Origin of the sequence: Nonomuraea zeae, from assembly GCF_005889725.1 — a bacterium.
Classification (GTDB): Bacteria; Actinomycetota; Actinomycetes; order Streptosporangiales; family Streptosporangiaceae; genus Nonomuraea; species Nonomuraea zeae.
Genome location: NZ_VCKX01000059.1, coordinates 35,576 through 50,109, shown reverse-complemented (window position 1 = coordinate 50,109; position 14,534 = coordinate 35,576). Strand labels below are relative to the sequence as shown.

Here is a 14,534-nt window from a genome sequence, read left to right as displayed (position 1 = left end):
TGGCCGGGGCGGGCGTGCGGCCGGTCCGGCGGGGCGTGTCCCCGATCTGCGCGGACGTGACGCGGACCGGCACGCCGACGCGGCGGGGAGCACTCGGACGGGGTTCCTGTCGGCCGCAGGCGGTAGAACTTATTGCCGTGAGCCGTTTCGACGAGCCTCTGACGAAGGCCCTCGACCCCAAGACCGCCAAGTTGCTGCACAGCGTGCTCGACCTGGAGACGGTCGGCGACCTGCTGCGCCACTATCCGCGCCGCTACGCCGAGCGCGGCGAGCTGACCTCGCTCGACGCCCTGGCGGTGGACGAGCACGTGACCGTGGTCGGCGAGGTGACCAGGCTCATGCGCAAGCCCATGCGCAACCGGGGCGGCACCTGGCTGGAGGTCGAGGTCGTCGACGGCAACGGCAACAAGCTCTACCTGTCGTTCTTCGGCAAGGGCTCCCACGTGGCCGAGTCGCGGCTCAAGGCCGGGCGGCGCGGGATGTTCGCGGGGAAGGTGGGGCTCTTCGGCTCGCGCACCAGCCCCCGCTGGCAGCTCGCGCATCCGGAGTTCGAGCTGTTCGAGGAGAGCGAGGCCAGCGCCGAGGAGTTCGCCGCCGCGCCGGTGCCGATCTATCCGGCGGGCAAGGACCTGACGCCGTGGGCGATCAGGCGCGCGATCGGCGTCGTGCTCGACACGCTCGGCCCGCTGGACGACCCGCTGCCCGCCGAGCTGCGGGCCAGGCACGGCCTGCAAGATCTGGCCGACGCGCTGGAGGCGATCCACCGGCCGAAGGACTTCGCTGAGGTGGGGCGGGCGCGCAAGCGGCTGAAGTTCGACGAGGCGTTCGTGCTGCAGGCGGTGCTGCTGCAGCGCCGCCAGGCCGCCACCGCCTGGCCCGCCAGGTCCAGGCCCAGGCGGAGCGACGGGATGCTGGCCGACTTCGACGGGCGGCTGCCGTTCTCGCTGACCGAGGGGCAGGCGGAGGTCGGCGAGGAGATCGCCGCCGACCTCGCGCTCGAGCACCCGATGCACCGGCTGCTGCAGGGCGAGGTGGGCGCGGGCAAGACCGTGGTGGCGCTGCGCGCGATGCTCCAGGTGGTCGACGCGGGCGGCCAGGCGGTGCTGCTGGCGCCCACGGAGGTGCTCGCCCAGCAGCACCACCGCTCGATCACCGGCATGCTCGGGGATCTGGCGCAGGGAGGCATGTTCGGCGGCACGGCGGTCACGCTGCTGACCGGCTCGATGGGCGCGGCCGCCCGCCGCTCGGCCCTGCTCGACGCCGCCTCGGGCACGGCGGGGATCGTGGTCGGCACCCACGCGCTGTTGCAGGAGCACGTGCAGTTCGCCGACCTGGGGCTGGTCGTGGTGGACGAGCAGCACCGCTTCGGGGTCGAGCAACGCGACGCCCTGCGGGAGAAGGCGGGCGAGGCCCGGCCGCACGTCCTGGTCATGACGGCCACCCCGATCCCGCGCACGGTCGCCATGACGGTCTTCGGCGACCTGGAGGTCTCGACGCTGTCCCAGCTCCCGTCCGGGCGCGCGCCGATCACCACGCACGTCGTGCCGGCGGCCGAGAAGCCCCACTATCTCGAACGCACCTGGCAGCGCGTCAGGGAGGAGGTGGGCCTGGGCCGGCAGGCGTACATCGTGTGCCCCCGCATCGGCGACCTGGAGGGCGACGAGGGCGACCTCGGGTCCGTGACCGCGGACGAGGAGCGCCGCCCGCCGCTGGCGGTCCTCGACGTGGCCGAGCTCCTGTCCGAAGGCCCGTTCCACGACCTGCGCGTCGGTACGCTGCACGGCAAGCTGCCGCCCGAGGAGAAGGACGCGATCATGCGGTCGTTCACCAAGGGCGAGCTCGACGTCCTGGTGGCCACCACGGTCATCGAGGTGGGCGTGGACGTGCCCAACTCCTCCGTCATGATCATCATGGACGCCGACCGGTTCGGCGTCTCCCAGCTCCACCAGCTACGCGGCCGGGTGGGCCGGGGCGGCCTCCCGGGGCTGTGCCTGCTGGTCTCCGACTTCCCCGAGGGCACCCCGGCCCGCGGCCGACTGGACGCGGTGGCCGCCACGCTCGACGGGTTCGAGCTGTCCAGGGTGGACCTGGAGCAGCGCCGGGAGGGCGACGTGCTGGGCGCGGCCCAGTCGGGCAAGCGCTCCTCGCTGAAGCTGCTGCAGCTGCTGCGCGACGAGGACGTGATCGCCACCGCGCGGGAGGAGGCGGGGGCGCTGCTGTCCGCCGATCCGGAGCTGACGTCCCACGAGGGCCTCAGAGCGGAGATCGACCGGCTTCTGGCGGATGAGCGGGCGGAATACCTGGAGAAGACCTGACATGCCCCTCAGCGCCGCCTGAGGGCGTCACAGGCCGGACGCCGCACACCGCCGCACATCGAGACGCGCCCCGAACCTACGGAGACGCGCGCGTCGAGCCGCACACCGGGACGCGCGGCGTACGGACGGAAGAGGCGGCACGCGCCGTAGACGTCAAAAAGCCCGTACGAACCGTACGGGCGAAAAAAGAACCCAGCCGCGGGGACGGCCTCCCCCCGAATGCCGTCCCCGGCTGGGCCCACCCTCGGGTCAGGTGCCGAGGGAACCGGCGTGCGGAAGGGCTCACGATCACGCCGGTCGGCCTTCATGTGGGTCACCTCGAAGGCCGCAGACTCATCATGCGTGCCCACGGTGCCGATGCCAATCACCCTTGCGCACTCGAGGCAGACACTTGTCCACTCTTGACCTGCATGGACATGCGGAACAATGGGTCACATGACTCGGATCATCGCGGGGAGCGCAGGTGGGCGGCGGTTGGCGGTGCCGCCGGGGCGCGGGACGAGACCGACCAGCGACAGGGCGCGAGAAGGCATCTTCTTGACGCTCGATTCACTGTACGGACTCCGTGACGCCCGCGTGCTGGACCTCTACGCCGGGTCGGGGGCCGTCGGCCTGGAGGCGCTGTCGCGGGGCGCCGCCGAGGCCGTGCTCGTCGAGTCCGACCCCAAGGCCGTCCGGACGATCAAGGAGAACGTGCGCTCGCTCGGCCTCCCCGGCGCCGTCGTGGTGGCCGACAAGGTGGACAGGGTGCTCGCTAAGACGCCTGATCAGCCGTACGACATCGTGTTCGCCGACCCGCCGTACGCCGTGTCCGACGACGAGGTGCTCAGGAACCTCGCGTCGCTGCGAGATAACGGTTGGCTGACTGATGAGGCTTTGGTGGCGTTCGAGCGGGAAAGCAGGGGAAAAGCGTTGATGTGGCCAGAAGGGTACGTTGAGGAGAGGGTCCGTAGATATGGCGAAGCGTCCGTTTGGTACGGTCGCGCCGCCGGGAACCCGTAGACCTGGGAGGCGTCTTGCGCCGCGTAGTCTGCCCGGGGTCGTTCGACCCCATCACCAATGGCCATCTCGACATCATCGGCCGGTCCGCCAGGCTGTATGACGAAGTGACCGTCGCAGTCCTCATCAACGTCGAGAAAAGCAGCTTGTTCGCGGTGGACGAACGCATCGACATGCTGCAGACCGTGACGAAGGAATATCCGAACGTCAAGGTGCGGAAGTTCCACGGCCTGCTGGTCGACTTCTGCCGCCAGAACGACATCCCCGCCATCGTCAAGGGCATCAGGGTGGTCAGCGACTTCGACTACGAGCTGCAGATGGCCCAGCTCAACTACCGCCTGTCGGGAGTCGAGACGCTGTTCATGCCGACGAACCCCGAATACTCGTTCCTCTCCTCCAGCAGGGTGAAAGAGATCGCCCGATATGGTGGGGACGTGTCCGGTCTGGTGCCCGATCTGGTGCACAAGCTGCTCATCGAGCGGCTCAGGGGCTGAGCACGACCTGCTATCCTTTCATTTCGGCCTTGTAAGACGGCGATTGTTTTCGCCATGCCTAGCGAGAGCAGGATGACTCAGCACCTCGACCCCCGCTCCCCTTGGGTGCTCTCCACTCATGACTTGGGGAAGCGGCCAGGCACGATGCGGCAGATGACTCTGGCCCTCCCGGCACCGGCGGATCTCGGCGTCGACATGATCGGTGTCCCCAAAGACGCCGAAGTCGAGCTGGATCTCCGGTTCGAAGCAGTGATGGAAGGCGTGCTCGTCTCGGGCACGGCGCACGCCCCGCTCGCCGGGGAGTGCGGGCGGTGCCTCGATCCGGTCTCCTCGGAGATCGAAGTCGATCTGCAGGAGCTGTTCTTCTACTCCGACGAGGACGCCTCGGAGGAGGACTCACTGCTCGACGGTGAGCTGCTCGACCTCGAGCCGACGTTCCGCGACGCGGTGGTGCTCGCACTGCCGTTGAGCCCCGTGTGCCGCGAGGACTGCGAGGGGCTCTGCACGGAGTGCGGGATCAAGCTGGCCGAGGCCGGCCCGGATCACCGGCACGAGAAGATCGACGCCCGCTGGGCGTCGTTGCAAGGTCTGATTACCGAGAACGATAACGATCAGGAGAAGTGACGTGGCCGTCCCGAAGCGAAAGATGTCGCGGAGCAACACCCGCGCCCGTCGCTCCCAGTGGAAGACGACTGCTGTCGCCCTGGTGAGCTGCCCGCAGTGCCGTTCGCCGAAGCAGCCGCACATCGCGTGCCCCACCTGCGGCACCTACAACCGCCGTCAGGTCATCGAGCCGTCTGCCTGATTGACGTAATGCCGGCCGGGTGCCATTGTGCCTCGGTCGGCGTTACCGTCTCAGATGCGTACGGCGGCGGTTCGCCCGCGGCCGTGGTGGACGCCGGGGCTACGCGTTACCCCGACGCCCACCACGTTTTCGGGCATCTTCCGCAGTCGGCGCGCCATGCGAAGATGTCCGAGGAGGAAACACGTGGGCGCAGGTCCTAAGCCGGTGGCCGTGGAGGTCGCCAGAGACGAGCTGGAGCGGGTCCTGGCGGTAGGCCTCGGGCTCGACATTCTGGAGCGGGCGCTGACGCACCGCTCCTACGCGTACGAGAACGGCGGCCTGCCCACCAACGAGCGCCTGGAGTTCCTCGGCGACTCGGTGCTGGGCCTCGTGGTCACCGACACCCTCTACCGCAACCACCCCGACCTGCCCGAAGGCCAGCTCGCGAAGCTGCGTGCCGCGGTGGTCAACATGCGCGCGCTGGCCGACGTGGCCCGCAACCTCGGTTTGGGCCGCTTCCTGCGGCTGGGCAGGGGCGAAGAGGGCACGGGCGGGCGCGACAAGTCCTCGATCCTGGCCGACACCCTTGAGGCCCTCATCGGCGCGGTCTACGTCGACAAGGGGCTGGACGAGGCGTTCAGGGTCGTGCACCTGCTGTTCGACCCGCTGATCGTCCGCTCGGCCTCGCTGGGCGCGGGCCTGGACTGGAAGACCTCGTTGCAGGAGCTCACCGCCTCCGAGGCGCTCGGCGTGCCCGAATACCACGTCGAGGAGAGCGGCCCCGACCACGCCAAGTCGTTCACGGCCATGGTGCGGGTCGGCGGCGAGTCCTACGGCTCCGGCACCGGGCGCAGCAAGAAGGAGGCCGAGCAGCAGGCGGCCGAGGCGGCGTGGACCCGGATCAGGGCGCGCAGGGAGCAGCGCGAGAGCCAGCCCACGGGCTGAGCGCCGCGTTCCATACCGTTCTTGGGGTAACCCGAGGGCGAGAGTTCCGTTTGCCGGCCGCACTCGCAGCGCGGAGTGCGTGCGTTCAGAGATGCGTGAGGTGCCCGTGGGGCCGGAGTGCGAGGTGCTGAGTGCCTGAGCTGCCGGAGGTCGAGGTCGTCAGGCGCGGCCTCGAACAATGGGTCGTCGGCCGGGAGATCGCCTCGGCGGAGGTGCTGCACCCCCGTGCGATCAGGCGGCACGTGCCAGGGGCCGACGAGTTCACCGCCCGGCTCAAGGGCCGGGTGGTGCTGTCGGCCGCCCGCCGCGGCAAATACCTGTGGCTGCCGCTCTCGGGCGCGGACGAGGCGATCCTGGCCCACCTGGGGATGAGCGGCCAGCTGCTCGTCGTGGACCAGGACTCGCCGCTGGAGCGGCATCTGCGCGTACGGCTCCGCTTCGAGGACGGCGGCCCCGACCTGCGCTTCGTGGACCAGCGCACGTTCGGCCACGTCATGCTCACCTCCCTGGTGGACGGCGTGCCCGCGCCGATCTCGCACATCGCGCCCGACCCGTTCGAGGCGGCGTTCGACGAGGCCGAGTTCACCCGCAGGCTCAGGGCCAAGCGCACCGAGATCAAGCGGGCGCTGCTCGACCAGACGCTGATCAGCGGCGTCGGCAACATCTACGCCGACGAGGCGCTGTGGATCGCGAAGCTGCACTGGGCCAGGCCCACGCAGACGCTCACCCGCCCGAAGATCGCCGAGCTGCTCGCCGCGGTCCGCACGGTCATGGGCGCCGCGCTGCTGCAGGGCGGCACGTCGTTCGACAGCCTGTACGTCAACGTCAACGGCGAGAGCGGCTACTTCGACCGGTCGCTGGAAGCGTACGGCCGCCGCGACCTGCCCTGCTCCCGCTGCGGCACCGCGATCAGGCGCGAGGCGTTCATGAACCGGTCGTCCTACTCCTGCCCCAGATGCCAGCCACGACCGCGGTGAGGACGGCGAGCCCGGCTCCCACCCACATCACCGCGGAGATCGAGACCCCGTCCACGACCCGGCCGCCGGCGAACGCGCCGAGCGCGATGGAGACGTTGAACGCGCTCACGAACAGCGCCGTGCCCATCTCGCCGCCGCCCGCCCGCATGATCCAGAGCTGCAGGGTCACCCCGACGCCTCCGTAGCCGAGGCCCCACACCACGAGCATGACCAGGGGCAGGCCGACCAGGGGCAGCGCCGCGGTGGACAGCGCCATGAGCACGGTCAGGACGATGAGGACCGGCTTGGGGTTCACGCCCGCCCGCGCGCCCGCCGCGAAGTTGCCGGCCACGCCCGCGGCGCCGTACAGGAGTAGCGCGGTGCTGACGAGGCCGGGCCCCGCGTCCGAGACCTGTTCGAGGAACGGCCGGACGTAGGTGTAGGCGGCGAAGTGGCCGGCCACGACCAGCACCGTCAGGACCAGGATGACGGTGAGCGGGCCCGAGAGCCACGCTGGGCGCTCCCCACGCGCGGGGGCGGACTCGGAACCGGGCGCGGCGCCGTCGCCGGGCAGAGGCGGCAATGTGACGGCCAGCAGGGCGAGCAGGGCCAGCGCCAGCACCCCCATGGCGGCGAACGCCGTCCGCCACCCCGCGAACGACGAGACGAGCGTCGCCGCCGGCACCCCCAGCACCGACGCCACCGACACCCCGGCCAGGATGATCGACGTGGCCCGGCCCACGGAGCGCTCCGGCACCAGCCGCACCCCGAGGCCGGCCGCGAAGGCCCAGAAGCCGCCGATGCTCACCCCGGTCAGCAGCCGGGCCGCCAGCATGACCGGATGGTTCGGGGCGAACGCGCCCGCCAGATTGGCCACCGCCAGCAACGCCATCAGCCCGAGCAACGTGGCCCGCCGGTCCAGCCGCCGGGTGGTGATCGCCAGCACGGGCGCGGCGACGGCGGCGACGAGCCCCGGCGCGGTCATCATCAGCCCGGCGGTGCCGTCGGACACGCCGAGGTCCGAGGCGATCGAGGTCAGCAGGCCCACGGGCAGCATCTCGCTCGTCACGATCGTGAACGTGCCCACCGCCACGGAGAGCACGGCGGGCCAGCGGGCCTGCGTGCCGGCGGAAATGTCGGTCATAGTCATGCGAGTCAGCCTCGGACTCCCGACCAGCGGGAACAATGGCGAAGTCCGAAGGCTTGGTTTAGTTGGGCTAACCGATCACCGGAGGCGGGCATGGAGTTCAGGGAGCTGGAGTGCTTCGTGGTGCTGGCGGAGGAGCTGCACTTCGCGCGTACGGCCGAGCGCCTCTACCTGTCGCCCGGCCGGGTGAGCCAGCTCATGCGCTCCCTGGAGACCAGGATCGGCGGCCGGCTGTTCAACCGGACCAGCAGGCGGGTCCGGCTCACGCCGCTGGGGGAGCGGTTCCTGGCCGACCTGCGTCCCGCGTACGACGGCCTCGCGAACGCCGTGAGCCGCGCCAAGGCGGCCGCCCGCGAGGTGAGCGGCGTCATCAGGGTGGGTTTCCTGGCCACGCCCACGGACGTCGTCACCGGCAGCGTCCGGGCTTTCGAGGACCGCTATCCGGGATGCGCGGTCGAGCTGGTGGAGATCCCGCTCTCCGACCCCTTCACGAAGCTGCGGGCCGGGCAGGTGGACATCACATTCACGCTGCTGCCGGTGGAGGAGCCGGACCTGCGGACGGGCGAGGAGCTCAACCACGTCTCCTACCAGCTGGGCGTCTCCAGCCGGCATCCGTTCGCGGGACGGGCGGGCATCGGCGTGGAGGAGCTGGCCGGCGTACCGCTGATCGGCCTGGACGGGCCGGCCCCGCGCCTGTGGCACGAGCGCGTCGCGCCGACGGCGACCCCGTCAGGACGGCCCATTCCGCAGGCCGGTAAGGTGGCGACCACCCAGGAGGGCCTGACCCAGGTGGCGCTCGACCGGGGCGGCATGCTGTTCTGCACGCCCACGGCGGTCCAGCAGCACCGCCAGGACATCAGCTTCGTGCCCGTCACCGGGCTGCCCGCGTCGATCTTCGGGCTGGCCTGGGTGAAAGCGGAGGAGACGGCCGCCATCCTGGCCTTCGACGAGGCGGCGACCCGGTTCGCGGTCAGAAGTCAGGTTCTGGTGGCCTGATTCCCTGAACGGGAGAAGAAATGTCAGAGAACGGGGAGAACGTCCGTCTGACCGCCTGGGTACGGGGGAGGGTGCAGGGTGTCGGGTTCCGGTGGTGGACCAGAGCCCGGGCGCTGGAGCTCGGCCTCGCGGGCTGGGCGCGCAACACCGATGACGGCCGGGTCGAGGTCGTCGCGGAGGGGACGCGCGCGGCGTGCGTCAAGCTCCTGGAGCTGCTCAGAGGTTGCGACACGCCGGGAAGAGTGGATGGAGTAGTAGAACGTTGGAGCGAACCCCGAGGTAGTTTGCCCGGTTTTGTTGAGCGGTGACGCGTTTCGTTAAACAGCCCAAATAGGGTATAGTTGTATGTCGGGAGTGCCTACCAGTGGGGCTCAGCGGTTCGTTCGACTTGACCGCCCACACTGCCGGTGCGACTCTTGTTAGGTACCACGCGCACCCCTCCCGCGGAATAAGAAGTGCGCGAACCAGTCTGGTCACTCAGCGTGGAGGACCCTTTACCATGGCGAAGGCTCTACTCGGCCACGTCGGCGGTCCTGACCCTCGAATGGTCTCGGAGATGCGCCGTTTGCAGCAGCGTATCCGGGATCTGGAGGCAGAACTCATCCGACTTCAGGCCACCAATGACGCTCTTGCGGCGCAAACTCGCGACGAAGCGCTAAGTCGCATGCAAGAGCGCGAGCCGGCACTCACCTGAGAGTGATCGGAGCGCAAGACCCCAGGGACGTCTCGAAGAGGCGTCCCTTGTTATTTGCGCTGATTCGGAAAGCTTCCTTTGCCCTGGACGGGGCGGTCCGGACTGTACGTGCCCGCGAAGGGCAGTAAGGACCAGTAGTCTTTTCCGAGTCCGTTCAGGGAGAAGGGGGCCGCGCTTGTATTTGAAGACCCTCACCCTGCGCGGCTTCAAGTCTTTCGCCTCCGCGACCGCCCTGCGTTTCGAGCCGGGCATCACCTGCGTCGTCGGCCCCAACGGCTCGGGCAAGTCCAACGTCGTCGACGCCCTGGCCTGGGTCATGGGCGAGCACAGCGCCAAGTCGCTGCGCGGCGGCAAGATGGAGGACGTCATCTTCGCCGGCACCTCCTCCAGGCCGCCGCTCGGCCGGGCCGAGGTGACGCTGACGATCGACAACTCCGACGGCGCGCTGCCCATCGACTACACCGAGGTCACGATCAGCCGCCTGATGTTCAGGTCGGGGCAGAGCGAATACGCGATCAACGGCGACACCTGCCGCCTGCTCGACATCCAGGAGCTGCTGTCCGACTCGGGCATCGGCCGCGAGATGCACGTCATCGTGGGGCAGGGCCAGCTCGACGCCGTGCTCCACGCGGGCCCCGAAGACCGGCGGGCCTTCATCGAAGAGGCCGCGGGCGTGCTCAAGCACCGCAAGCGCAAGGAAAAGGCGCTGCGCAAGCTCGACGCCATGCAGGCCAACCTGACCCGCGTCCAGGACCTCGCCACCGAGCTGCGCCGCCAGCTCAAGCCGCTGGGCCGCCAGGCGGAGATCGCCCGCAAGGCCGCCGTCATCCAGGCCGACCTGCGCGACGCCCGGCTGCGGCTGCTCGCCGACGACATGCGCATCCTGCGCACGACGCTGGAGCGCGAGGCCGCCGACGAGGCCGCGATCACGGCCAGGCGGCGCCAGGTGGAGGCGGAGCTGGCCGAGGGCCAGCAGCGCGAGGCCGCGCTGGAGGCGGCGGAGGCCGAGGCGCAGCCCAGGCTGAGCGCCGCGCAGGAGACCTACTTCAGGCTGTCGTCGCTGAGCGAGCGCATCACCGGCCTGGAGCAGCTCGCCGCCGAGCGCCACAGGCACGCGATCGACGCCGCCGCCATCGAGCGCCGCGGGCGCGATCCCGAAGACCTCGAACGCGAGGCGGGCGAGGTCCGCGAGCAGGAGCTCATCCTGCGGGCCGAGCTGGAGCAGGCGCACGAGCTGCTGGAGGAGGCCGTCCAGCGGCGCGCGGAGTCCGAGGCCGAGCTGAGCGCCGAGGAGCAGCGGCTCGCTCTCGCCGCCAGGGCCGCCGCCGACCGCCGCGAAGGGCTGGCCAAGCTGCGCGGCCAGGTCGACTCCGTACGCAGCCGGGCCAGGGCCGCCGAGGAGGAGATCGGGCGGCTCCGGCAGGCCGTGACCGACGCCGCCGAGCGCGAGCGGCAGGCCAGGGAGGACCTGGAGACGCAGCGCGAGGAGGAGCCCGCCACCGACCCCGCGCTCATCGAGGAGCTGGCCACCGCGCAGGCCGTGGTGGAGGAGGCCAGAGCGGTCGCCGACGAGGCCAGGGCGGCGGCGGAGGAGGCCAAGTCGGGCCTCGACGCGCCGCGCGCCGCCGTGCAGGCCGCCAAGGCGGGGGTGAGCACCGCCCGCGCCACCGACCAGCAGGCGCAGCGCTCGGTGGCCGCGCTGGCCGCCCGCCGCGACGCGCTGGAGCTGGGCCTGGCCAAGGGCGACGGCGGCGCGGCGCTACTGGAGGCCGATCTCGGCGGGGTGCTGGGGCCGCTGGCCGCCTCGATGCAGGTCACGCCGGGGGCGGAGCTCGCGGTGGCGGCCGTGCTCGGGCCGGTCGCCGAGGCGATCGCCGTCAAGACGCTCGACACCGCCGTCGAGGCCCTGGAGCTGCTGCGCGCCCAGAGCGCGGGCCAGGCGACGCTCCTGGTCGCGCTGCCGGGCGGGGAGGACCCTGGCGAGACGGCCGCCGGGCACGGCGCGCCGCGCGCCGCGGCTCCTGGCGGCGGGCGCTGGGCGGCCGATCTGGTGACGGTGCCCGATCACCTGCGGCCCGCCCTGGATCACGTGCTGGCCGGCGTCGTGGTCGTGGACGACCTGGAGAGCGCGCGCACGATCGTCGAGCGCCACCCCGGCCTGCGGGCCGTCACGACCAAGGGCGACCTGGTCGGCGCCCACCTGGCCACCGGCGGCGCCGAAGGCGGCACCTCCGTGCTCCAGGTGCGGGCGGCGCTCGACGAGGCCGTCAGAGACCTGGAGGCGGCCGAGGCCGGGGCCGAGGAGAGCGCGGCGGCACTGGACGAGGCGATAGACGGGGAGCAGGCCGCGCAGGCCGCGCTCGAAGCCGCCCAGGCCCAGGTCAACGAGGCCCAGACCGCCGTCACCACCGCCCAGGCCGGCGTGAGCGCCGCCCAGGGCGCGCTCGACCAGGTCAGAGGCCGCCAGCGGGAGGCCGACCAGCGCAACGCCGCCGCGGCCAGGCGGCTGGCCCAGATCGAGGCCGCCGCCAACGCCGCGCGCGACGAGGCCGAGCGGCTGGCCAGGAGCGTCACCAGGGCGACGGAGGCCCGCACCGAAGGGCTGGAGGAGCTGGCCGAGCTGGAGATCCGGCTGGCCGAGGCCGAATACGCCCAGGAGCTGGAGTCCGAGCCCACCACCGACCTCCGCGACGACCTGGCCGGCGCCTGCGAGTCCGCCAGGCAGCGCGAGATGGACACCCGCCTCCAGGTGCGCACCGCGGAAGAGCGCGTCAGGGGCATCGAGGGCCGGGCCGACGGCCTGCTGCGGGCCGCGAGCAGGGAGCGCCAGGAGCGCGCCCTGGCCGCCGCCCAGCGGGCCAGGCGCAGGCGGCAGGCCGCCGTGGCCGAGGCCGTCAGCAAGGGCGCCAAGCAGGTGCTCAGGGCCCTCACGCAGTCCGTACGGCTCGCCTCCACCGAGCGCGACGAGGCCGACCTGGCCAGGGTCGCCGTCGACGCCGAGCTCAAGCAGGTCCGCCTGCGCGTCCGCGAGCTGGGCCAGGAGCTGGACCGGCTGGTCAACCGGGTGCACGGCAACGAGGTCGCCCGCACCGAGCAGCGCCTGCGCCTGGAGCAGATGGAGCAGCGGGCGCTGGAGGAGTTCGGGGTCGAGACCGAGGCGCTGATCTCCGAATACGGCCCGGATGCCCCCGTGCCGGGCGACCCGCCGGTGCCGTACGTGCGCGAGGAGCAGGAGAAGCGGGCCAGGGCCGCCGAGCGGCAGATGAACCAGCTCGGCAAGGTCAACCCGCTGGCGCTGGAGGAGTTCGCGGCGCTGGAGGAGCGGCACGCGTTCCTGACCTCGCAGCTCGAAGACCTCAAGAAGACCAGGCGCGACCTGCTGACCGTGGTCAAGGAGGTCGACGACCGGGTGGAGCAGATGTTCGCCTCGGCGTACGAGGACGTGGCCAGGGAGTTCGCACAGGTCTTCACCAGGGTCTTCCCCGGCGGCGAGGGGCGGCTCGTGCTGACCGAGCCCGCCGACATGCTGACCACCGGCATCGAGGTCGAGGCCAGGCCGCCGGGCAAGAAGGTCAAGCGGCTGTCGCTGCTGTCCGGCGGCGAGCGCTCGCTGACGGCGGTGGCGTTCCTGGTCTCCATCTTCAAGGCCCGGCCCTCGCCGTTCTACGTGATGGACGAGGTCGAGGCCGCGCTCGACGACACCAACACGCAGCGGCTGCTGACCCTGTTCGAGGAGCTGCGGCAGAGCTCGCAGCTCATCGTGATCACCCACAACAAGCGCACGATGGAGATCGCCGACGCCCTCTACGGCGTGTCGATGCGCGGTGACGGCGTCACACAGGTGGTCAGCCAGCGATTGCGCGAGCGCGAGTCTGCCTGATCGGGGTGGCATTGGGCATACCATGCCGGTCGATCTGGAAAACTGACATCTTGTGGATGGTTATCTCGGCGTCATCGTGATCGTGGCCGTCGTCGCCCTGCTGGCGGCCGGCGGTCTCTTCCTGCTCTTCAGACCGGGACGTAAGGCGGCCCCGCCGGTCAAGCCGCCGGAGGCCCCCACGCTCCCGGAGGAGAAGCTGCCCCCGGGGGTGGGTGAGGAGGACGAGGGCGCGACCACCACGCTGCCGCCGCCGGTCAAGCCGGCGGAGCCGGTCGTCCTCCCGCCCGAGATCGAGAAGCCGCCGCCGTCCGCCGGCCGGATGGTGCGGCTGCGCTCCCGGCTGGCGCGCTCGCAGAGCGCGTTCGGGCGCGGGCTGCTGGAGCTGCTCTCCCGCGACCGTCTCGACGACGACGTGTGGGACGAGATCGAGGAGAGCCTGATCACCGCCGACGTGGGCGTGGCCCCGACCCAGGCGATGGTCGAGGAGCTGCGCACCAAGGTCAAGGTGCTCGGCAGCCGCACGCCCGACGAGGTGCGCAAGCTGCTGCGCGAGCAGCTGCTCGCGCAGGTCAACCCCGACCTCGACCGCACGCTGCACATCCAGAAGCACGGCGAGCGGCCCGCGGTGGTCCTCGTCGTGGGCGTCAACGGCACCGGCAAGACCACCACCACGGGCAAGCTCGCCCGCTCGCTCGTCGGCGACGGCAAGAAGGTCGTGCTCGGCGCGGCCGACACGTTCCGCGCGGCGGCCGCCGACCAGCTCCAGACCTGGGGCGACCGGGTCGGCGCCGACGTGGTGCGCGGCCCCGAGGGCGGCGACCCGGCCTCCGTGGCCTTCGACGCCGTGGCCAAGGGCATGTCGGAGAAGGCCGACGTCGTCATCGTCGACACCGCGGGCCGGCTGCACACCAAGACCGGCCTCATGGACGAGCTGGGCAAGGTCAAGCGGGTCATCGAGAAGAAGGCCACGGTGGACGAGGTGCTGCTGGTCCTCGACGCCACCACGGGCCAGAACGGCATGCGCCAGGCGCAGGTGTTCGCCGAGGTGGTGAACATCACGGGCATCGCGCTGACCAAGCTCGACGGCACCGCCAAGGGCGGCATCGTGATCTCGGTGCAGCGGGAGCTCGGCGTCCCGGTGAAGCTGGTGGGGCTGGGCGAGGGCCCCGACGACCTGGCACCGTTCGATCCCGAGGTGTTCGTGGACGCGATTCTGGGCGACTGAGCGATTACGGACGTGGCCAAAAAACCCGGCGAAATGCCCCTTACCAGATAAATCTTGATCGGCCACTTTTCAATGTGTTGACATGTACCGGTCATCGAG

The 14,534-nt window shown here is 70.9% G+C and carries 13 protein-coding genes; 12 read left to right on the top strand and 1 reads right to left on the bottom strand.

The features are described 5' to 3' along the window. Window positions 1–137: 137 nt before the first annotated feature. The 7 genes from recG (at window position 138) to mutM (ending at window position 6,514) form a co-directional block, all read left to right on the top strand. Window positions 138–2,315: an ATP-dependent DNA helicase RecG gene (recG, locus tag ETD85_RS20585; protein ID WP_138691372.1), complete on the top strand. Its 2,178-nt coding sequence runs from the start codon at window positions 138–140 to the stop codon at window positions 2,313–2,315. Between the two features lie 435 nt (window positions 2,316–2,750). Beyond that, window positions 2,751–3,317, top strand: a complete 567-nt coding sequence (rsmD, locus tag ETD85_RS20580; protein ID WP_138691371.1) for a 16S rRNA (guanine(966)-N(2))-methyltransferase RsmD — start codon at window positions 2,751–2,753, stop codon at window positions 3,315–3,317. A 14-nt stretch (window positions 3,318–3,331) separates the two neighbouring features. Further along, window positions 3,332–3,808, top strand: coding sequence for a pantetheine-phosphate adenylyltransferase (gene coaD, locus ETD85_RS20575; protein WP_138691370.1), 477 nt, complete (start codon window positions 3,332–3,334; stop codon window positions 3,806–3,808). Between the two features lie 54 nt (window positions 3,809–3,862). Continuing rightward, on the top strand, window positions 3,863–4,432 hold the full coding sequence (locus ETD85_RS20570) for a YceD family protein (RefSeq protein ID WP_138691369.1): 570 nt from the start codon (window positions 3,863–3,865) through the stop codon (window positions 4,430–4,432). Window position 4,433: 1 nt separating this feature from the next. After that, window positions 4,434–4,613 carry a 50S ribosomal protein L32 gene (gene rpmF, locus ETD85_RS20565; protein ID WP_033409409.1) on the top strand — a complete coding sequence of 60 codons (180 nt, stop codon included), beginning with the start codon at window positions 4,434–4,436 and terminating at the stop codon, window positions 4,611–4,613. Window positions 4,614–4,817: 204 nt separating this feature from the next. Continuing rightward, complete coding sequence (gene rnc, locus ETD85_RS20560) at window positions 4,818–5,537, top strand: ribonuclease III (protein WP_138691375.1); 720 nt, start codon at window positions 4,818–4,820, stop codon at window positions 5,535–5,537. Between the two features lie 131 nt (window positions 5,538–5,668). Beyond that, window positions 5,669–6,514: a bifunctional DNA-formamidopyrimidine glycosylase/DNA-(apurinic or apyrimidinic site) lyase gene (gene mutM, locus ETD85_RS20555; protein WP_138691368.1), complete on the top strand. Its 846-nt coding sequence runs from the start codon at window positions 5,669–5,671 to the stop codon at window positions 6,512–6,514. Here the strand turns inward: mutM and ETD85_RS20550 are convergent. Next, complete coding sequence (locus ETD85_RS20550) at window positions 6,462–7,643, bottom strand: MFS transporter (RefSeq protein WP_138691367.1); 1,182 nt, start codon at window positions 7,641–7,643, stop codon at window positions 6,462–6,464. The genes mutM and ETD85_RS20550 overlap by 53 nt on opposite strands. Window positions 7,644–7,733: 90 nt before the next feature. Between ETD85_RS20550 and ETD85_RS20545 the strand changes: the two genes are divergently transcribed. From ETD85_RS20545 to ftsY, 5 genes are all read left to right on the top strand, one after another. Next, window positions 7,734–8,636 (top strand): LysR family transcriptional regulator, encoded by a 903-nt coding sequence (locus ETD85_RS20545; protein ID WP_138691366.1) that lies wholly within the window; start codon window positions 7,734–7,736, stop codon window positions 8,634–8,636. 20 nt (window positions 8,637–8,656) lie between these two features. Beyond that, entirely contained in the window at window positions 8,657–8,944 is a 288-nt protein-coding gene (locus ETD85_RS20540) for an acylphosphatase (protein WP_138691365.1), read from the top strand. Between the two features lie 191 nt (window positions 8,945–9,135). Beyond that, window positions 9,136–9,330, top strand: coding sequence for a hypothetical protein (locus tag ETD85_RS65835; protein WP_090938435.1), 195 nt, complete (start codon window positions 9,136–9,138; stop codon window positions 9,328–9,330). 175 nt (window positions 9,331–9,505) lie between these two features. Continuing rightward, the gene (smc, locus tag ETD85_RS20530; protein WP_138691364.1) at window positions 9,506–13,210 is read left to right on the top strand and encodes a chromosome segregation protein SMC; all 3,705 of its coding nucleotides are present in this window, start codon (window positions 9,506–9,508) and stop codon (window positions 13,208–13,210) included. A gap of 52 nt (window positions 13,211–13,262) precedes the next feature. After that, complete coding sequence (ftsY, locus tag ETD85_RS20525) at window positions 13,263–14,435, top strand: signal recognition particle-docking protein FtsY (protein ID WP_138691363.1); 1,173 nt, start codon at window positions 13,263–13,265, stop codon at window positions 14,433–14,435. Window positions 14,436–14,534: the final 99 nt, after the last annotated feature.